The following is an 18,935-nucleotide window of genomic DNA, read 5'->3' as shown; positions in this document are numbered from 1 at the left end:
GGCTTGCCCGCGAAGGCGATTTAATTGCCGGCCTATTATTCAGGCCGGTTTCCGGTGTGCTTCATCCCCAAACATTCAATGGACCGGTCAACCATCGCCTTGGCAATTTCCAACAAATGCCAAATAGAGAACACCATGGCCCTGTCGGCACCTTTCAGTTGATCGCCACACCGATAAGCGGTGACCGAGGCGCAGCGCAGAAGGTCGGCGACATAGAGTTGCGTGTCTTCGAAGTTCACGTCCTGGCTGACGTTGTAGAAGCGCAGTTCGTCCGGCGCGCCGGTATGTTCGCGGGTGAGGTAAAAATCGATTGCGTGGTAAAGCGCTGAACGACCTTTAAGCGGATCGTCGTTGTCTTTGCTTGAGGTTTCGGGAGGTGGATCGGGGACTGGTTTTTTCACTTGTGTTGCTCCTATTGATGCATGGGAGCCGCCACTTTTCGCCTACTAAAACGATGGGTGGCGGCTGCGCGCAGGTTAGTAGACCGGTCAATAGGCAAACCGGCGCACCCGAAGGTGCCCCACGCACAGCCACCATATTCAGCATCCGGCAAATTGCCAGACATGATCATGAACACGCTATGCACCTATCGATCCGGGCTACTAATCCCGATCACTGATGAGCAGTGACGGACCGAGACTAGCCAGCGGATTTGCCAGGCGCAAGCGTGCGGAATCATCTAGGAAACGTCCTGCAAATGAAAGGGATTGGCCTTGTAGGAGTGCTGATTTCTCTGTGGGAAAACTTCCCGATTTGTAGTGAATTTCCTACCACTAACCTTGATTCAGCGCTTGTTCAACCTCCGCCCCCCCCAACAGTTTCGGTGCGGCTACCTGTTACTTCTTACAGTATCGGCCCGGCCAAAAAAGGCTCAGTCTTATCTCCACTCGAGCGAAGGACCGTCGATACCGTGAACGCTCACCCACACACACCGACGCTGTCGGTCATGGACCCGCGAGCCTTGGCAATTCGCGGCGTGGGCTATTGCCGGCACCCGGACGAGAGCGTCATTACTTCGCGCATCACCCGGCAAGGCTTCGATGCTGCGGGGCGTTTGGTCGAGTCGTGGGATCCCCGTTTATGGGCGTCTGCGCAGAAGCCGAATCTGACGACAATCCATGGGTTGAGTGGCCAATCGTTGCTGACGGACAGCGTCGATGCCGGCTGGCAACTGAGCCTGTTGAATCAGGCCGGTTCGCTGCGATCGTTCTGGGACGCCAGAGGCAGTCAGCGTCACATCGCCTATGACGATCAGCAACGTCCGATAGCCGTTACGGAACAGGCCGCTGACGCACTACCGCACGTGGTTGAGCGATTGACCTACGGCGGCTCTGCCCCGGCATTCGCTGTGCATAACCAATGTGCAGCGGTGATCCGCCACGACAATCCAGCCAGTACCCGCTTCGTCCCCGACTACGGTTTGGCCGGTTCGCAATTGAGTGAAAACCAATGCTTCCTGATCGACCTTGAACCACCCGATTGGCCCAGCGAGTTAGAGGCTCGGGACGCGTTGCTGGAAGATCAGTCGTTCGTCACGCGGCACGTCTTCTCTCCCACGGGCGAGATTCAGCGCCAGACCGATGCCATGGGCAATCACCGTACCTTTGCCTATGACGTGGCAGGCAAGCTGAGTGAAACCTGGCTGCTGATGGCTGGAGAGGGCAGACAACCGCAATGCCTGGTCAGCGACATCCGCTACAACGCCCACGACCAGGTCGAAAGCGAAATCGCTGGCAATGGTGTGAAAACGCAAGCCGAGTACGGTGCCGATGACGGTCGGTTGATTCGGTTGGTGGCCGCCGTCGGAAGTCAGAAGATGTTGCAGGACCTGAATTACACCTACGATCCGGCGGGCAACATCATCAAGCTGGAAGACAAGGCCCAAGCCGTTACCTGGTTCAACAACCAGCGCATCGAACCGATCAATCGTTACCGCTACGACAGCCTGTCCCAACTGGTCGAAGCCAGCGGCTGGGAAGTCGCCAACTCAAGCCACGGACCCACATTGCCGGACTTGCTGCCCACACCACTGGACCCCAATCAGCGACGTAATTACACCCAACGCTTCGAGTACGACGCGGCGGGTAATCTGATCACCCGCCAGCACAGTGGCGCGCCGGGTTTCTCGATGTTCACCTCCGCCCGAAGCAACCGAAGTCTGGCACAGCGGGACGATGGTTCATTGCCCGGTGAGTCGGAAATCGAGTCAGGCTTCGATGCCTGCGGCAATCAGCTGGAGTTGCAGCGCGGCCAAGCCATGACCTGGGACATCCGCAACCAGTTGAGCCGGGTGACCTTGGTCAAGCGCGGCGATGAACCCGACGATTACGAAGGCTACGCCTACGACCGGCCCGGCCATCGGCTGCGCAAAGTACATTTCAACCAGACCAGTGGCCGGACAGGGCGTACTGAAGTCCGTTACCTGCCCAACCTGGAAATCCACCGCCAGGCCGATGGCGAAGAGCGCCATGTCATCAGCGCCGAAGCAGGACGTTGCAGTGTTCGGGCCTTGCATTGGCCTGAAGGCGCCCATGCCGATCAACTGCGTTACAGCCTCTGCGACCATCTCGGTTCCAGCACGTTGGAGTTGAATCACGAAGCCGGCGTGCTGACCCAGGAACACTATTACGCCTTCGGCGGCACCGCATGCTGGGCTGGTAAAAATGCGTTGGTGGCGAAGTACAAAACGATTCGCTATTCCGGCAAAGAGCGGGATGCGACAGGGCTCTATTACTACGGATTCCGGTATTACGCGCCGTGGTTGCAGCGTTGGATGTGCCCAGACCCGGCAGGAGACAAGGATGGGCTGAATCGCTATGCGATGGTGAGGAACAACCCGATTAATTTCTACGACTGGCAAGGCACGTTATCGATTCCAGTCGATATTTTTATCGCCGATATCGTCAACCTAATGAATAAAGATATTGGCACTGGATGGTTCGAGGAGCTGATGTGGGATCAAGAGAAAAACACGTTCATGAGAACCGACGCGGTTTATACCCGAGGAATGGACGTGATCAAGGGGGCGGATCCCGAGTGGGAGCCTTCTTCGAGCTGGCATGCCATTGCTGCATTTCGTGATCAGGGCGGCAAGCTGCGTCTGTTTGCCAATATGTATTTTCAGCACATGGGCATCCAGCCCGAGATGGGCCTTCCAGTTTTTGCCGGACGGTTGAAAATCGACGAACACGATTCATCAAAATTCATCTTCGACAATCATTCCGGCCACTACAAACCCGAATCCTCAATTGACGTTGAGGCGATGATTCGCGAGATTGCTCCGCAGCAACAATCAGTGAGCTATGCCCCGATTCCCGAGAGCTCGTCGTTTGATTCAACACTTCGAATCAATTCTATTGACTCGCCCGAAACGTATGCGCGCCTGGTGAACACGTACAAGCGAGATTTCAACGGCTTGATCACCTACCTGAAAGAACAAGGTGTCTGGGACGCCGCCAAAGCGAAATTTGGCGAAAGTGAAGGCCTGAAGATCATTTTCAAGATGGAGGCTGAAGGGAAGACTGCCCAGCAGATCTACAATGAAAAATCTATGTTGGGACTTGCCAAACCATTGGCTGAGCCCGTGCAACCGTCCATTGGCACCAGCCGAGTCACACGTCCACTCGTTCAGAATAAGACCAAAAAAACTTCATTTTTCCGATCTCTTGGTCACCGATTGGGTCAGCTATATGCGAAGTGACAGCTAGTTGTTTATTGCTAGAACGGGAGGGGCAGGTGTTTGCGAACTGCTCCCCTCGTTGAGGTCCTTCATTTGCTTCAGCGCTTGTTCAACCCCCGAGCCAACCGATCCCCACCCAACTGAATCACCGCCACCAACACCACCAGCAACACAATCACCGTCAACATGATCTGGCTATCAAACCGCTGATATCCATACCGATAAGCAATGTCCCCCAACCCACCCGCACCAATCGCACCGGCCATGGCCGACGAGTTGATCATGGTCACCAAGGTGATCGTGAAACCACCGACAATCCCCGGCAACGCCTCTGGCAACAACACATGCCAAACGATGTGCCAACGCCGGCATCCCATCGCCTGCGCTGCTTCGATCAAACCGTAATCCACCTCACGCAAACTGACTTCGGCGATACGCGCAAAGAACGGCGTGGCCGCAATCGTCAGCGGGACCACGGCCGCCCATACGCCATACGTGGTGCCAACGATCAACCGGGTAAACGGAATCAACGCCACCATCAAAATCAAAAACGGAATCGAGCGGAACAGGTTCACGAACCCACCCAAGGCGCGGTTCAGCGCCGGTGCTTCGTAGATCCCGCCCTTGGAGCTGGTGACCAGGATCACCGCCAGCGGAATCCCCGCCAGCAGCGCGATCAACGACGACACGCCAACCATCAAAAACGTGTCGATGAAACCTTGCAGCAATCGATCAAACCACATAACCCAGCACCTCCGCCTGTTGTGCCCAGTTGCCGGCGCGTTGACGCAGTTCTTCCGCGCCCAGCGGCGAGCCGGTCACCGCCAGCAGCAATTGCCCCAGCGCATGGCCCTGAATCCGTTCCACGCCGCCTTGCAGCAAGCGCACGCGACCGCCGAGGGCGGCGAACAACGCGGCCAGATCCGGTTCGTCGGTGGCGCTGCCGGTGAATTGCAAACGCAGGACCACGGCGGCGTCGGACGACTGTGGTTGCGCCTGGAGACGACTTTGCAGCTCCTGCGGCAACGCGTGTTGCAACGGCGCCAGTAAGGTCTTGCTGACCTCATGCTGCGGGTTGCCGAAGACTTCCCACACCGGGCCTTGCTCAACGATGCGGCCATGCTCCAACACCACGACGCGGTCGCAGATGTCGCGGATCACCGCCATCTCGTGAGTAATCAGCACGATGGTCAGGCCCAGGCGCTGATTGATCTCGCGCAGCAGGCCGAGGATCGATTGCGTGGTCTCCGGGTCCAGCGCCGAGGTGGCTTCGTCGCACAACAGAATCTCCGGGTCGTGCACCAGCGCGCGGGCGATGCCGACGCGCTGTTTCTGCCCGCCGGAAAGCTGCGCCGGGTAGGCCTTGTGCTTCTCTTGCAGGCCGACCAGTTCCAACAGCTCACGAACTTTCTGCTCGCGTTTCTCCTTGGGCACGCCGGCGACTTTCAGCGGCAACTCGACGTTCTGCCAAACGGTCTTGGCCGACATCAGGTTGAAGTGCTGGAAGATCATGCCGATGCGCCGACGCAGCGCCACCAGGCGGTCTTCATCGAACTCGCCGATGTCCACCTGATCGATCAGCACGCGCCCGGTGCTCGGTTGTTCGAGACGGTTGATGGTGCGGATCAGTGACGACTTGCCGGCACCGCTGCGGCCGATGATGCCGAACACTTCACCGCGCTGGATGGCCAGGTCGATGCCGTGCAGCGCCGCCACCGGACCTTGCTGGCCGTTGTAGGTTTTACCCAGGCCGATGAAGCGTACGTGAGCACGATTCAGGTCCGGGTGCAGTTCGGTCTGTTTAGCTTGCTGAGGCTCTGGAATATCCAGTCGCCGTTGGATCGCGGCCGTCATTCTCAGCTTTCCCAACCGGCTTGATAGAGTTTGCCGTGGGCCTTATCCAACGCTGCGCGAACGGCTGGCGAATGCTGGTAGATGTCGACGAATTTGATCAGGCGCGGGTCGGCTTTGTTTTTCGGCTGGATCACGAACTGGATCACGTATTCCTTGTGATCGAGGCCGTCGAACAGCAACGCGGAACCGGCATCGAAGGTCTTCGCCAGGCGGATGTAGGCCGGGTAGCCCTGCACCAGATCGGCGTCGTCATAGGCGCGCACCAGTTGCACCGCTTCGACTTGCAGGATTTTGATCTTCTTCGGGTTGGCGATGATGTCTTCTTCGGTAGCCTTGTAGCCGACACCCGGCTTGAGCGTGATCAGGCCGGCCTTGGCCAGCAGTTGCAGGCCGCGACCGCTGTTGATCGGGTCGTTGGCGATGGCGACGCTGGCGCCTTCCGGCAGTTCGTCGAAGCTTTTGTATTTCTTCGAGTAGAGGCCGACGTTGTTGATGATGCCCGGTGCGAACGGCACCAGGTCAAAACCGGCGGCAGCCTTGGCGTTTTCCAGGAACGGCACGTGCTGGAAGTAGTTCACGTCGATGTCGCCGGCGGCGAGGCTGACGTTGGGCGCGATCCAGTCGGTGAACTCGACGAGTTCGACTTTCAGGCCTTGTTTATTGGCTTCTGCGACGGCGGCTTCCAGCGGGATGGCGAAGGCGGCGGTGGTGCCGACTTTCAGCGGCGCGTCGGCGGCGAAGGTGATGGAGCTGAAGAGGCCGAGGGCCAGGGCCAGTGCTTTGACTGGGTGAGAGAGGTAGTTCTTTTTCATGATGTTTTTTCCAGTCAGTGCATAAATTTGGGGTGTTTGTCAGGGCCTCATCGCCGGCAAGCCGGCTCCTACAAGGGCAACGCGATCCCCTGTAGGAGCTGGCTTGCCAGCGATGCTTTTAACGGCGAAACGCGGAGCCGGTGTGTTGCTCAGGTAAATGCGCCTCTGCGTGAAACAGCTTCTCCCGCAGGCTGCCATCGTCATAAGCGGTCTTGTACGACCCACGACGCTGCAACTCCGGAATCACCAGTTCGATGAAATCCACATAGCTTTCCGGCGTGACAATTCGTGTCAGGTTGAAGCCATCCAGCCCGGTCTCGGCGATCCACGATTCCAGCTCATCGGCCACTTGCTCCGGCGAACCCACCACGGTGATGTAGCGGCCACCGAGCGCGTGTTGCTCAAGCAATTTGCGCCGGGTCCAGTCGTTGTTTTGCAGGTTTTTGGTTGCCGATTGGATCGCGTTGCTCTTCACGTACTGGATCGGTTCGTCGATGGCGTACTCGGAAAAATCGATCCCGGTCGATGCCGAGAAATGCGCCACGCCGGCCTCGGCACTGGCGTAGCTCAGGTACTCGGCGTGCTTGGCCCAGGCCAGCTCTTCGGTGGCGCCGACGATCACGTTCAGCCCCATGAACACCTTGATGTCCTCAGGATTGCGCCCGGCCTCGACGGCGCTGGCGCGCACCTTGTCCACCTGAACCTTGGTCGACGGTTTGTTCTGGCCGCTGATGAACACGCATTCGGCGTGGCGCCCGGCGAACAGCAAACCGCGATCCGAACTGCCGGCCTGGAACAGCACCGGCGTGCGTTGTGGCGAAGGTTCGCAGAGGTGATAACCCTCGACTTGATAGAACTCGCCCTTGTGTTCGACCTTGTGCACTTTGTCGGGCTGCGCGTAGATCCGTTGCTGCGGATCGTTGAGCACCGCGCCGTTTTCCCAACTGCCTTCCCAGAGTTTGTAGAGCACTTCGAGGTATTCGTCGGCCTGGTCGTAACGACGGTCGTGCTCGACTTGTTCGCTCAGGCCCATGGCTTTGGCGGCGCTGTCGAGGTAGCCGGTGACGATGTTCCAGCCGACCCGGCCGCGACTCAGGTGATCGAGCGTCGACATGCGTCGGGCGAACAGGTACGGCGGTTCGTACGTCAGGTTGGCGGTCAGGCCGAAACCGAGGTTTTTCGTCACCGCCGCCATCGCCGAGACCAGCAGCAGCGGGTCGTTGACCGGCAACTGGATCGATTCTTTCAGCGGTACGTCCACCGAGTTCTGGTAGACGTCGTACACGCCGACGATGTCGGCGATGAACAAGCCGTCGAACAAGCCGCGCTCCAGCAACTGCGCCAGTTCGGTCCAATACTCGATGGTCTTGTATTGAGTCGAGGTGTCCCGTGGGTGCGTCCACAAGCCATGATTGATGTGCCCGATGCAGTTCATGTTGAACGCGTTGAGCAGGATCTTCTTTTTCTCACCGGCCATCAGATGGTCCCTCGCAACGGAGGGTTTTCATCGTTGAGGTAGTAGTTGCCCACGGCGTGATACTTCCAGCGCACCGGGTCGTGCAGCGTGTGCACCCGAGCGTTGCGCCAATGGCGATCCAGTCCGTGTTCGATCAGGGTCGCCTGGCTGCCGGCCAGTTCAAACAGCGTGCTGCCGGCGGCAAGGGAGATTTCGGTGCTGATGGCGCGGGCTTCGGCGACGGCAATCGACGCGGCGGCAACGGTCTGTGCGTTGGTGTCGGCTTGAGCCTTGTCGAGGAATTCACCGGAGCGTTCCAGCAGGGCTTCGGCGGCGTGCAGACGAATGCTCAGGTGGCCGAAGCTCTTGATGGTCAGCGGGTCGTCGATGGCTTTTTCATGCGTGGCGTCGATCCATGGCCGGGTTTTGGTCCGCACGAAATGCAGCGCGTCTTCATAGGCAGCGCGGGCGATGCCGGTGTCGATGGCGGCGTGAAGAATCTGCGCCAACGGGCCTACCGGGGTCGGGCGTTCGAAGGCGCTTTGAAACGGGATCACGTCTTCGGCGGCCACAAAGACGTCTTCGAACACCACCGAACCGCTGCCGGTGGTGCGCTGGCCGAAACCACTCCAGTCGTCGATGACTGTCAGGCCTTTGCTGTCGCGTGGTACGAATGCGAGTTGCTGCACGCCGTTTTCATCCACCACCGAGGTCGGGATGCGCTGCGCGTAGATCGCGCCTGTTGCGTAGAACTTACGGCCGTTGATGCGATAGCCGTCCCCGTCGCGGGTCAGACTGGTGACGCGGTCGTGGGCGGTTTTGGTGCCGAGTTCGGCGAGTGCATTGCCGAAACGCTGGCCGGCCAGCACTTCTGCATAGAGACGTTTTTTCTGCTCGGCGCTGCCGTTCACGCGCAGCACTTCGAGGGCGTAAAAATGGTTCTGCGGAATTTGCCCGAGGGAGCCGTCAGCCTGGGCGATCAAGGCGATCACCTTGGCCAGCGTGACGTTGGAAACTCCGGCGCCGCCGTACTCTTTTGGCACGCTGATGCCCCACAGGCCCGAGCGGGAAAACACTTCCAGTTCCGGGTGCGGCAAACGGCGTTCACGGTCGCGCAGGGCGCTGTCGCGTTTGAAGTCTTCGGCCAGGTCACTGGCGACGATCAGGGCTTGCTCATCGCTGGTTATGACCGCGACGTGGTGAGAAATTGTCATGTGTTTCTCCAGGTGTCTGGTCGTTAAATCCAGGAGTGGCGAGCGGGGAGCGTGCCGTTGAGGTGATAGGCGCCGACGGCGTGATACTTCCAGCGCACCGGATCGTGCAGCGTGTGCACGCGGGCGTTGCGCCAGTGGCGGTCGAGGTTGAATTCGGCGAGGGTGGCGCGGCTCCCGGCCAGTTCGAAGAGCTTTTCGCTGGCCTGCAGCGAGATCTCGGTGGTCAGCACCTTGGCTTCGGCCACGGCAATCGAGGCACGGGCGGCGGACTCGGCGGTGAGCGGTGCGGCGTTGACCTGATCGAGTACCTGCCCGGCTTTGCGCAGCAGCGCTTCAGCGGCGTGCAGTTCGATTTTCAGTTTGCCGATGTCGGCGATCACATAAAGATCATCGCTGGCGCGTTCGACCTTGGCGTCGATCCATGGGCGAGCGCGGGTTTTCACGAATTCGATGGCGTCGTCGATGGCGCCGCGAGCGATGCCGGCGTCGATGGCCGCTTGAATCAGCTGCGAGACGGCACCCTGGATGTTCGGCTTGTCGTTGATCTTCCAGTTGTCCACCACCAGCTCGGCGTCGACCCGCACGTTATTGAGCAAAATGGTGCCGCTGGCGGTAGTGCGCTGGCCGAAACCGGACCAGTCATCAACGATCCGCAAGCCCGGTGTGCCGCGACGGACGAAGGCCAACACTTGCTTGCCGTCGTCATTCAGCGCCTTGACTGCGACCCAGTGGGCGAAGAGGGCGCCGGTGGAGTAGAACTTCTGCCCGCTGATGACAAATCCGTCGCCGTCGGCGGTGATCCGTGCCTTGAGTTCCAGGGTGTTCCTGGTGCCGCGCTCCGGCCCGGCATTGCCGATGCGCCAACCTTCGAGCACGCTTTTGAACAGCTGTTTTTTCTGCGCTTCGGTAGCGCTGCCGAGTACCAGGTTGAGAATGCCGAACTGGTTCTGCGGGATCTGCCCCAGTGCCGGATCGGCTGCGGAAATGATCGCAAAAACATCGGCCAGGGTGACGAACGAAACCTGCGGGCCGCCGTATTCGCGAGGGATGGCAATGCTGCCCAGGCCGCTGCGGGTGAACTGTTCGATTTCCGACCACGGCAGCTTGCGCTGACGGTCGCGTTTAGCCGCTTGTTGGCGGGCGACCTGCGCCAGCTCATGGGCGGCCTTGATTGCTTGTGCGTCGTTGCGCAACACCTGCGCGGGCAACAACAACGGGGCGATGTCCAGATCACTCTGGACGATTGCATCTGCCAGACTGGACATCAGTGCCGCTCCTTGGCTGCTGCACGCAATGCCCTGGCGATCTGCACTGGGGTGATTGTGTTCCGGACCATACCTACCTCACATCTCATGGAACGCCGCGATGGATGCGGCGAAGTAAAAACAAGAATGTCCGGTGGTCCGGTTTATATACCCTAAGCGTGTATAAAAATTAAATAAACTAACTTTTAGGAATATGGATAGAAGTGTGTCGTGAGCAACTGTACGCAGGACAACACTTTGTTCTTGTAGCAACAGAAACACCCAGCGATCGGCTTTTGTAGGAGCGAACGGTGCGGCGATCCGACTTGCTCGCGAAGAACGATAACCCGGTGTGTCAGAACCGACGCCTTCGCGAGCAAGCTTCGCTCCTACAAGGGGGGGGGCAGATCTCAATTTTTTCGGGGTTCGGCGGCCATGAGCACTTCCCTCTGCGGGATTTTGAGATACGGATTGGCACAACCAATCTTCAACGTACGCGCCGGCGCCCAGCGAGAGTTATTACCCACGCGGTCGAGGATGCAGTAGGTCACTTCCAGCCGCAGGTCTTCGCCGGCTTCAAGAATGATCGCCGGCGGCACCCAGACCTGAATCGGCTGGCCCACATCGCCGGCCTTGAGCCGTGGCAGGTCCATGCGCACATCGCCCCAGCGCAGGGTGATTTCATCGTCGATGGCCATGTTCAGGTACGGCTCGATGGTCAAGGGAACGCCGCGCTTGATCTGGTTCGGGTTGACGCCCTGACGGCGGATGGTTTCGGGAATGCTCACCGGCGCCAGGCTCTGGATTTCATCGCCGTACAGGGCAGAAGGTTGGCCTCCCGGGCAGTCGAGCTTGACCTGCACGCGGGTTGTCGGTGACAGCGCGGGCCCATGGCCGACCTGCATCAGCCGGTAGTGAATGCGAGAGGAGCCGTTGGCGATGAAGCTTTGCGGCACGCGCAGGCTGACGGATTTGCCGACGTCCAGGGTGTTAAGCACCCTGGAGGCCACGTAGCAGTCGTCCCAGAACAGTTCGATCAAGTCGCCTTCGTCCATGCCGGGATAAGGCGCGACGGCGATCAGCAGGTGAGAAGCCGAGGTGATGTTGATGCCGCTCCGGTGGGATTGCTCCACGGTCGGTGCCGCAAGTTCGGGTTTTTTCGAAATATGTTTCATGGGTTTCTCCTTGAAGTCTTGCAGCGAAGTCCGTTTCTGAAAGAACTGATTGGCCGAGCCACAAACGACTCATTACTTGCGTATGAACAACGATTGAACGTGATGAGTTCGTTTGCCGGAGACTAGATAAGAGTGCGCTGGAATAAGTGTCAATAGAGTTGGTTAGTTAAGTAACGAATCTTTCGTTATTCAGAAAGCTCCTACGCTTTCAGGTCCGGAAGCCGCATCGACTTGTCGAACATACCCACCGAATCAGCGGTTTTTGCGGTGGGAGGCGCCGGTTGTTCGTGTGGCAGTGCGCAAGTGTTTTGTGGATTTTAGGCGAGGATAATCTGTCGCAGGACATATATATGTACCGCACGCGATTATTGAAAGAGGGTTAAATTGTAAGAGTGGTTTGAGTGGCGGTTGAGGGGGGATATGAAATTTCGATGTAACTTCCATCCGTGGAAGTTTATATCGCTGTCATGGCGGCTCAGTGTTGAGCGTTGTTCAGGAACTTGCTGAGAAACTGTTTTGTCCGTTCTTCTTTCGGATGGGCAAACAATTCTTTGGCTTCGCCTTGCTCGACAATCACACCCTTGTCGAAAAACACCACGCGGTTGGCCACGTCGCGGGCAAAGCCCATTTCGTGGGTCACGATGACCATGGTGCGCTTCTCCTCGGCGAGGCTGCGGATGGTCGCCAGCACTTCCCCCACCAGCTCCGGATCGAGTGCCGAGGTGGGTTCGTCGAACAGAATCACTTCCGGTTCCATCGCCAGCGCACGGGCAATCGCCACACGCTGTTGCTGGCCACCGGAAAGGCGTCGCGGGTACGCGTCTTCCTTGCCTGCCAGGCCAACCCTGGCCAGCAGCTTTTTACCCAGGGCAACGGCTTCGGCGTGCGGGACCTTCTTGACGATGATCGGGCCTTCGATGACGTTTTCCAGGGCGGTGCGATGCGGGAACAGGTTGAAGTTCTGGAACACGAAGCCGACGTGCTGACGCAAGCGCCGCACCAGGCCCTGCTGCTGGTTCAACGGGCGGCTGCCATCGATCTCGATGTCACCGACCTTGATCCGGCCGCTGGAGGGTTCTTCGAGAAAATTCAGGCAACGCAGGAACGTGGTTTTCCCCGAGCCGCTCGGCCCGATGATTGCCACTACCTCGCCTTCCTTCACTTCCAGATCAATGCCGTTAAGCACTACTTGACCCTTGAACTGCTTTGTCAGTTTTTCCACGACAATCATGGGGTCAGGACTCCTGGTCGTGCCGATTGACCCGCTCTTCCAACTTGTTCTGCAGGTGCGAGAGCACCGTGGCCAGAACCCAGTAGATCAGCGCGGCGGCAAGATACATGGTGAAGATTTCGAAAGTCCGGGCGGTAATCAGCTGCGCCTGACGGAACAGTTCCGGCACCTGAATGGTGGCGGCCAGCGCCGTGTCCTTGACCAGCGAGATGAAGCTGTTGCCCAGCGGCGGCAATGCCGTGCGCATCGCTTGCGGCAGGATGGCCCGGCGCAATGTCTGCGCGCGGGTCATGCCGATACTCGCGGCGGCTTCCCACTGGCCACGCTCGATGGAGCTGATCGCGGCACGCAGGATTTCGCAGGCGTAAGCAGCCATGTTCAGCGAGAAGCCGATCAGGGCCGCCGGCAGCGGATCAAGTTCGATACCCAGTTGCGGCAAGCCGTAATAGATCACGAACAGTTGCACCAGCAACGGCGTGCCGCGAAAGAACGACACGTAGATGCGGGCCAGCCAGCTCACCAGTTTGAAGCGCGACAGGCGCATCAACGCCAGGCCGAACCCCATCACCAGGCCGAAAAACATCCCGCCCAGGCTGAGGATTACCGTGTAGTACGCGCCCTTCAGCAGGAAGGGCGCGGAGTCCAGCGCAAGTTGGAAAGCCTCTCCCATTATTTGGTGACGTCAGCGCTGAAGTATTTTTCCGAAAGCTTTTTCAGCGTACCGTCGGCACGCAGCTTGTCGATGGCCTTGTTCACTGCTGCCAGCAACTCAGGCTCGCCTTTGCGCAGGGCAATACCGGCTTCCTGACGGGAGAACGCTTCGCCGGCGGCGGAAGTGTCCTTGGCCTTCTTGGCGTATTCCAGTGCGGCGAGGCGGTCGATCAGGATGGCGTCGGTGCGGCCGTTACGCAGGTCTGCGAATTTGCTCGGATCATCTTCGTAGGTGCGCACGTCAGCGGTCGGCACGTTGGCTTTAACCCACTGCTCGTAGTTGGTGCCCAGGCCTACGCCGACTTTCTTGCCAGCCAGGTCGGCGGCAGACTTGATGTTCAGCTCGGCAGCTTTTTTGGTCAGCACCAGCGCCTGAATCCCGGAAACGGTGTACGGCTCGGAGAAGTCATACTTCTTCTTGCGCTCTTCGGAGATGGTCACCTGGTTGACCACTGCGTCCAGACGCTTGGATTCCAGCGCCGCGAGGATGCCGTCCCATTTGGTCGGTTGCAGTTTGACCTTCACGCCCAGCTCTTTGGCCAGGGCTTCGGAGAACTCGACTTCGAAGCCGGTCAGTTTGCCGTCGGCGTCAACGAAGCTGAACGGTGGGTAAGTGCCTTCCAGGCCGACGTTGATCACGCCAGCGTCCTTGATTTTTTGCAGTTGCTCACCGGCAACCGCTTGCCCCAGCAGACCGGCGCTCAGCGCCAGGCCCAGCGAACCCACCAGCAGATTTCGACGTAGTGCGGAAAAATTCATGACAAGCCCCTGTGATTTCTTATGAAGACGCTTTTAGGAATGTTGGCAAAATCGGGATTTGGACGACTGCGATATCCTGCCCTAAAGCAGCGTATGCGTCTCGCTGCAAATTCGCCTGCGGCGTGACTATATGACGGTGCTTATAGATAGGAAAATAATAAATATTGTGTTTGTTATTCCTTAAAGGAATATGTATCGGTTAGACCGCTATCGCCGGCAAGCCGGCTCCTACAGGGGCGTGCACGATTTTTTATTCAACACGAACCCTGTAGGAGCCAGCTTGCTGGCGATAGAGCGCGCAGCGCTCTCAGAACGCCGAATCGTAGGCAAACAACGCCGGCGCCCCACCGGTGTGCAGGAAAATGATCGGTCCTTCATCAAAACGCTGACGCCCAATCCCGTCCAGCAACCCCGCCATCGCCTTGCCGGTATACACCGGGTCCAGCAACAAACCTTCCTGGCTCGCAACCAGTTTTACCGCCGACAACGTCCCGGCATTCGGCTCGCCATAGCGCGGGCCGAAATATTCGTCCCACAACTCAACTTTGAAGCTCGCTGGCAGGCTGACGCCCAACAGCGCTGCGGTACGCTCGGCGAGGCCTTGAACCTTCGGCCGCTGATCTTCTTCGCTGCGCGAAACCGTCACGCCAATCACTGGCAAATCCGGCAGTGCTTCGCTCAACGCGAGCGCCAGGCCGCTGTGGGTCCCGGCGCTGCCTGAGGCCAGCACCACGGCGGCGAAGGTCAGGCCGGTGTCCTTGATCTGTTCGGCCAATTCCAGCCCGGCGCGCACATAACCCAAGGCGCCCAACGCATTGGAGCCACCAATCGGCACCAGATACGGCTTTTTGCCGTTGCTGCGCAGGCGTGCGGCCAATGCTTCCAGTTGCTCGTCAGCGTTGTCGAGGTTGTCCACCAACTCGACCTTGGCATCGAACAGGTCAAGCAGCAGCCGATTGCCGTTGCCGACATAGTTGGCGTCTTCGGTGCCCAAAGGATTTTCCAGCAACGCTACGCATCCCAGGCCCAGTTTGGCGGCGAGGGCGGCGGTCTGGCGCACGTGGTTGGATTGCAGCGCGCCGGCGGTGATCAGCGTGTCCGCGCCCTGGGCCAGCGCATCGGCGCCCAGGTATTCGAGTTTGCGCAGCTTGTTGCCGCCCATCGCCAGCGGCGTCAGGTCATCGCGTTTGACGTACACGTCGCGGCCCAGCCAGGCTGACAGGCGTTCGAGTTTTTCCAGAGGGGTCGGGTGGCCGAGCAGATCGAGGCGGTCAAAACGGGCGAGCTGTTGTTTGATCATGGGTCCGTACTGGCGGTGAGAGATGTCAGGACTATAGGCACGCCCAAATGCATGGGCAACCGGCAAGATTACTTATAGCCAAAAGTGCTGAGCACAGCACAATCAGTTCTTAATTCGGTTTCCAGACCTTGCCGTAAAGTAATCGCCGTCAGTGCGGCCAGACAGTCCGGCCGCCCGTGTGGAGTTTTTACCGTGAGCGAGCGTTCCAGCCATTGGCAATTGCAGACCATCGTCAGCCAACTGCGCACGGCGCGCGACGAGTGGCGTGCGCAAAACGGCCGCGCCAGCGGCGAGCAGGGTGGCCGCGAGTTGCCTTCCCGAGCGGCCATGGCGGAGATTCTTGAAGCGTTGTGCGGGGCGTTGTTCCCGATGCGCCTGGGGCCGGTCGACCTGCGTGAAGAGAGTGAAGATTTCTACGTCGGTCACACGCTGGACGTCGCGTTGAATGCATTGCTGGGACAGGCACGGCTCGAACTGCGTTACGCCGCCCGCCACAGTGCCTCGGCCGACACTGAAGTCGAAGCCAAAACGATCCAGATCATCCAGGACTTCGCACTCGCCCTGCCGGGCCTGCGCAGCCTGTTGGACACCGATGTGCTGGCGGCCTATCACGGTGACCCGGCGGCCCGCAGCGTCGATGAAGTGCTGCTGTGCTATCCGGGGATTCTGGCGGTGATTCACCATCGCCTCGCGCACCATTTGTACCGTGCCGGGCTGCCGCTGCTGGCGCGGATCAGTGCAGAAATCGCGCATTCGGCGACGGGTATCGACATTCACCCGGGCGCGCAGATTGGCCGTAGTTTCTTCATCGATCACGGGACCGGCGTGGTGATCGGCGAGACCGCGATCATTGGCGAGCGTGTGCGGATCTATCAGGCCGTGACCCTGGGCGCCAAACGCTTCCCGGCGGATGAAGACGGCCAGTTGCAGAAGGGCCATCCGCGACATCCGATTGTTGAAGACGATGTGGTGATTTATGCCGGCGCGACCATTCTGGGGCGGATCACCATCGGCAAGGGTTCGACCATTGGCGGCAACGTTTGGCTGACGCGTAGCGTTCCGGCAGGGGCCAACCTGACGCAGGCGAATTTGCAGCATGATGATGGGACGCAGAAGTAAGGCCCGGGATCTCTAGCAATAATTCTGACGCCATCGCCGGCAAGCCGGCTCCTACAAAGTTTGTGCCGTACTCGGGATTACCGTTCGACATAAAACCCTGTAGGAGCCGGCTTGCCCGCGAATGGTTTCAAGCCGATCCGAGACAATGGCATCCAGCCAATTCCCCACTGAACAAATCCCCAAAACCCCACGTCATACCCATCCTTGAGCTAGCGTACGAACACGACCGCCGAGCCCTGCGATTAGTCCTTAGCCCCCTATCCATGTTTAACTTGAACGCTCATTCAAGTTAAACCGTCGGTTTGCTGCCCGCTCACAACAGGAGGCTTGCCCTTGCCGAGTCCGTTATTGATTGCCCGGTTTCACCCCCTCGAGGTGCACCTTTCATGAGTGCATCGTCCACCCCCGCCAGCGGCCAGATCCGCATGAATCCGCCGGTGTTTTACTTCGCGGCGACGTTTATTTTTCTGTTCGGCATCGTCGTTATCGCCATGCCTGAACAAGCCGGCGCCTGGCTGTTGCAAGCGCAAAACTGGGCGGCCAATACGGTCGGCTGGTATTACATGCTCGCGATGACGCTGTATCTGGTCTTCGTGGTGGTCACCGCCTTGTCCGGCTACGGCAAGATCAAGCTCGGTGCCGACCACGACGAGCCCGAATTCAGTTACCTGTCCTGGGCCGGCATGCTGTTCGCCGCCGGGATCAGCATCACGCTGTTCTTCTTTTGCGTGTCCGAACCACTGACCCATCTGTTGCAACCGCCGCAAGGCGAGGCCGGCACAGCGGACGCGGCGCGCCAGGCGATGCAGATTTTGTTTCTGCATTGGGGCCTGCACGGCTGGGGCGTGTTTGCCTTCGTCGGCATGGCGCTGGCCTACTTCGCTTACCGCCACAATCTGCCGCTGGCCTTGCGTTCGGCGCTGTACCCGCTGATCGGCAAACGCATCAACGGCCCGATCGGTTATGCGGTGGATGGCTTCGGCATCATCGCCACAGTGTTCGGCCTCGGTGCCGACATGGGCTTCGGCGTGTTGCACCTCAACTCGGGCCTGGATTACCTGTTCGGCATCGCTCACACCCAGTGGATTCAGGTCGGCCTGATCACGCTGATGATGGGCGCGGCGATCATCGTCGCGGTGGCCGGCGTCGATAAAGGCGTGCGGGTGATGTCCGACATCAACATGCTGCTGGCCTGTGCGCTGCTGCTGTTCGTGTTGTTCGCCGGCCCTACGCAGCACCTGCTCAATACCCTGATCCAGAACCTCGGCGACTACCTCGGCGCCTTGCCGATGAAAAGTTTCGACCTCTACGCCTACGACAAACCCAGCGACTGGCTGGGCGGCTGGACGGTGTTCTACTGGGCATGGTGGATCGCGTGGTCGCCATTCGTGGGTCTGTTCATCGCGCGGATTTCCCGTGGCCGTACCATCCGCGAATTTGTCTTCGGCGTGCTGTTGATCCCGCTCGGTTTCACCCTGGCGTGGATGTCGATTTTCGGCAACAGCGCCATCGACCAAGTGCTCAATCACGGCATGAGCGCGCTCGGCATGTCGGCCATCGACAACCCGTCGATGACTCTCTATTTGCTGCTGGAAACCTACCCGTGGAGCAAAACCGTGATTGCGGTCACGGTGTTCATCAGCTTCGTGTTCTTCGTCACCTCGGCCGATTCCGGCACCGTGGTGCTGTCGACACTCTCGGCCAAGGGCGGCAACCCGGATGAGGACGGGCCGAAATGGCTGCGGGTGTTCTGGGGCGCGATGACCGCGCTGGTCACCAGTGCGCTGCTGTTTTCGGGCAGCATCGATGCGCTGAAGTCAGCGGTGGTGCTGACTTCGTTGCCGTTCTCGATGATCTTGCTGCTGATGATGTGGGGCCTGCACAAGGCGTTTTATCTGGAGTCGCAGAAGCAGATCGCGCAGCTGCATTCCCTGGCACCGGTGTCCGGATCGCGGCGCGGCGGTTGGCGTCAGCGTTTGAGTCAGGCGGTGCATTTCCCGTCGCGGGATGAGGTCTATCGCTTCCTCGACACGACGGTGCGCCCGGCGATTGAAGAGGTGTCGGCGGTGTTCGTCGAGAAGGGCTTGAACGTGGTCACTCAACCCGATCCGGCGAACGACAGCGTCAGCCTGGAAATCGGTCACGGCGAGCAGCATCCGTTCATCTATCAGGTGCAGATGCGTGGCTACTTCACGCCGTCATTCGCCCGTGGCGGCATGGGTCCCAAGCAACTCAACAATCGCCGTTATTATCGGGCCGAAGTGCACCTGAGCGAGGGCAGTCAGGACTACGATCTGGTGGGCTACACCAAGGACCAGGTCATCAACGACATCCTCGATCAGTACGAGCGGCACCTGCAGTTTTTGCATCTGGTGCGTTGA

General features: G+C 59.2%; 15 protein-coding genes. 3 read left to right on the top strand and 12 right to left on the bottom strand.

The window, feature by feature from the left end; all coding sequences use genetic code 11:
- Positions 1-35 precede the first annotated feature (35 nt).
- The gene (locus tag KGB25_RS10755) at positions 36-401 is read right to left on the bottom strand and encodes a DUF6124 family protein (RefSeq protein WP_008032502.1); all 366 of its coding nucleotides are present in this window, start codon (positions 399-401) and stop codon (positions 36-38) included.
- A 509-nt stretch (positions 402-910) separates the two neighbouring features.
- Here KGB25_RS10755 and KGB25_RS10750 point away from each other — a divergent pair.
- Complete coding sequence (locus KGB25_RS10750) at positions 911-3,700, top strand: RHS repeat-associated core domain-containing protein (protein WP_223434925.1); 2,790 nt, start codon at positions 911-913, stop codon at positions 3,698-3,700.
- A 77-nt stretch (positions 3,701-3,777) separates the two neighbouring features.
- Here KGB25_RS10750 and KGB25_RS10745 read toward each other — a convergent pair whose 3' ends face one another.
- The 11 genes from KGB25_RS10745 to KGB25_RS10695 form a co-directional block, all read right to left on the bottom strand.
- Positions 3,778-4,422 (bottom strand): methionine ABC transporter permease, encoded by a 645-nt coding sequence (locus tag KGB25_RS10745; protein WP_008032501.1) that lies wholly within the window; start codon positions 4,420-4,422, stop codon positions 3,778-3,780.
- Entirely contained in the window at positions 4,412-5,533 is a 1,122-nt protein-coding gene (locus KGB25_RS10740) for a methionine ABC transporter ATP-binding protein (protein WP_223434924.1), read from the bottom strand. The genes KGB25_RS10745 and KGB25_RS10740 overlap by 11 nt, the downstream gene beginning before the upstream one ends.
- Before the next feature lie 2 nt (positions 5,534-5,535).
- Positions 5,536-6,345 carry a MetQ/NlpA family ABC transporter substrate-binding protein gene (locus KGB25_RS10735; RefSeq protein ID WP_008040184.1) on the bottom strand — a complete coding sequence of 270 codons (810 nt, stop codon included), beginning with the start codon at positions 6,343-6,345 and terminating at the stop codon, positions 5,536-5,538.
- Positions 6,346-6,463: 118 nt separating this feature from the next.
- Complete coding sequence (locus KGB25_RS10730) at positions 6,464-7,822, bottom strand: LLM class flavin-dependent oxidoreductase (protein WP_207285576.1); 1,359 nt, start codon at positions 7,820-7,822, stop codon at positions 6,464-6,466.
- The gene (locus tag KGB25_RS10725) at positions 7,822-9,015 is read right to left on the bottom strand and encodes an SfnB family sulfur acquisition oxidoreductase (protein ID WP_223415274.1); all 1,194 of its coding nucleotides are present in this window, start codon (positions 9,013-9,015) and stop codon (positions 7,822-7,824) included. Before KGB25_RS10725 ends, KGB25_RS10730 begins: the two co-directional genes overlap by 1 nt.
- Before the next feature lie 23 nt (positions 9,016-9,038).
- The gene (locus KGB25_RS10720) at positions 9,039-10,280 is read right to left on the bottom strand and encodes an SfnB family sulfur acquisition oxidoreductase (protein WP_192417251.1); all 1,242 of its coding nucleotides are present in this window, start codon (positions 10,278-10,280) and stop codon (positions 9,039-9,041) included.
- A gap of 389 nt (positions 10,281-10,669) precedes the next feature.
- Complete coding sequence (locus KGB25_RS10715) at positions 10,670-11,434, bottom strand: hypothetical protein (protein WP_223434923.1); 765 nt, start codon at positions 11,432-11,434, stop codon at positions 10,670-10,672.
- A gap of 475 nt (positions 11,435-11,909) precedes the next feature.
- The gene (gene tcyN, locus KGB25_RS10710; RefSeq protein WP_008040171.1) at positions 11,910-12,665 is read right to left on the bottom strand and encodes an L-cystine ABC transporter ATP-binding protein TcyN; all 756 of its coding nucleotides are present in this window, start codon (positions 12,663-12,665) and stop codon (positions 11,910-11,912) included.
- 4 nt (positions 12,666-12,669) lie between these two features.
- Positions 12,670-13,335, bottom strand: a complete 666-nt coding sequence (gene tcyL / locus KGB25_RS10705; RefSeq protein ID WP_008032482.1) for a cystine ABC transporter permease — start codon at positions 13,333-13,335, stop codon at positions 12,670-12,672.
- The gene (gene tcyJ, locus KGB25_RS10700) at positions 13,335-14,135 is read right to left on the bottom strand and encodes a cystine ABC transporter substrate-binding protein (protein ID WP_008040169.1); all 801 of its coding nucleotides are present in this window, start codon (positions 14,133-14,135) and stop codon (positions 13,335-13,337) included. The genes tcyL and tcyJ overlap by 1 nt, the downstream gene beginning before the upstream one ends.
- A 307-nt stretch (positions 14,136-14,442) precedes the next feature.
- Positions 14,443-15,435: a D-cysteine desulfhydrase gene (locus KGB25_RS10695; RefSeq protein WP_008032477.1), complete on the bottom strand. Its 993-nt coding sequence runs from the start codon at positions 15,433-15,435 to the stop codon at positions 14,443-14,445.
- 192 nt (positions 15,436-15,627) lie between these two features.
- On the opposite strand from KGB25_RS10695, the gene epsC reads away from it, so the two are divergent.
- Positions 15,628-16,554 (top strand): serine O-acetyltransferase EpsC, encoded by a 927-nt coding sequence (gene epsC, locus KGB25_RS10690; RefSeq protein ID WP_008032476.1) that lies wholly within the window; start codon positions 15,628-15,630, stop codon positions 16,552-16,554.
- Between the two features lie 425 nt (positions 16,555-16,979).
- On the top strand, positions 16,980-18,935 hold the full coding sequence (gene betT / locus KGB25_RS10685; protein ID WP_177318179.1) for a choline transporter BetT: 1,956 nt from the start codon (positions 16,980-16,982) through the stop codon (positions 18,933-18,935).

Source organism: Pseudomonas sp. BF-RE-21 (genome assembly GCF_019947305.1).
Taxonomy (GTDB): domain Bacteria; phylum Pseudomonadota; class Gammaproteobacteria; order Pseudomonadales; family Pseudomonadaceae; genus Aquipseudomonas; species Aquipseudomonas migulae.
Note: the sequence above shows the minus strand (reverse complement) of the source record. Positions and strands in the feature narration are given on the sequence as shown.

What these genes read in the sequence shown, in the direction of transcription:
- KGB25_RS10720 (WP_192417251.1), bottom strand. Translation starts at nt 10,280, where the DNA reads ATGTCCAGTCTGGCAGATGCAATCGTCCAGAGTGATCTGGACATCGCC.
- KGB25_RS10740 (WP_223434924.1), bottom strand. Translation starts at nt 5,533, where the DNA reads ATGACGGCCGCGATCCAACGGCGACTGGATATTCCAGAGCCTCAGCAA.
- KGB25_RS10730 (WP_207285576.1), bottom strand. Translation starts at nt 7,822, where the DNA reads ATGGCCGGTGAGAAAAAGAAGATCCTGCTCAACGCGTTCAACATGAAC.
- KGB25_RS10715 (WP_223434923.1), bottom strand. Translation starts at nt 11,434, where the DNA reads ATGAAACATATTTCGAAAAAACCCGAACTTGCGGCACCGACCGTGGAG.
- tcyL (WP_008032482.1), bottom strand. Translation starts at nt 13,335, where the DNA reads ATGGGAGAGGCTTTCCAACTTGCGCTGGACTCCGCGCCCTTCCTGCTG.
- KGB25_RS10695 (WP_008032477.1), bottom strand. Translation starts at nt 15,435, where the DNA reads ATGATCAAACAACAGCTCGCCCGTTTTGACCGCCTCGATCTGCTCGGC.
- tcyJ (WP_008040169.1), bottom strand. Translation starts at nt 14,135, where the DNA reads ATGAATTTTTCCGCACTACGTCGAAATCTGCTGGTGGGTTCGCTGGGC.
- KGB25_RS10725 (WP_223415274.1), bottom strand. Translation starts at nt 9,015, where the DNA reads ATGACAATTTCTCACCACGTCGCGGTCATAACCAGCGATGAGCAAGCC.
- tcyN (WP_008040171.1), bottom strand. Translation starts at nt 12,665, where the DNA reads ATGATTGTCGTGGAAAAACTGACAAAGCAGTTCAAGGGTCAAGTAGTG.
- KGB25_RS10735 (WP_008040184.1), bottom strand. Translation starts at nt 6,345, where the DNA reads ATGAAAAAGAACTACCTCTCTCACCCAGTCAAAGCACTGGCCCTGGCC.
- betT (WP_177318179.1), top strand. Translation starts at nt 16,980, where the DNA reads ATGAATCCGCCGGTGTTTTACTTCGCGGCGACGTTTATTTTTCTGTTC.
- KGB25_RS10745 (WP_008032501.1), bottom strand. Translation starts at nt 4,422, where the DNA reads ATGTGGTTTGATCGATTGCTGCAAGGTTTCATCGACACGTTTTTGATG.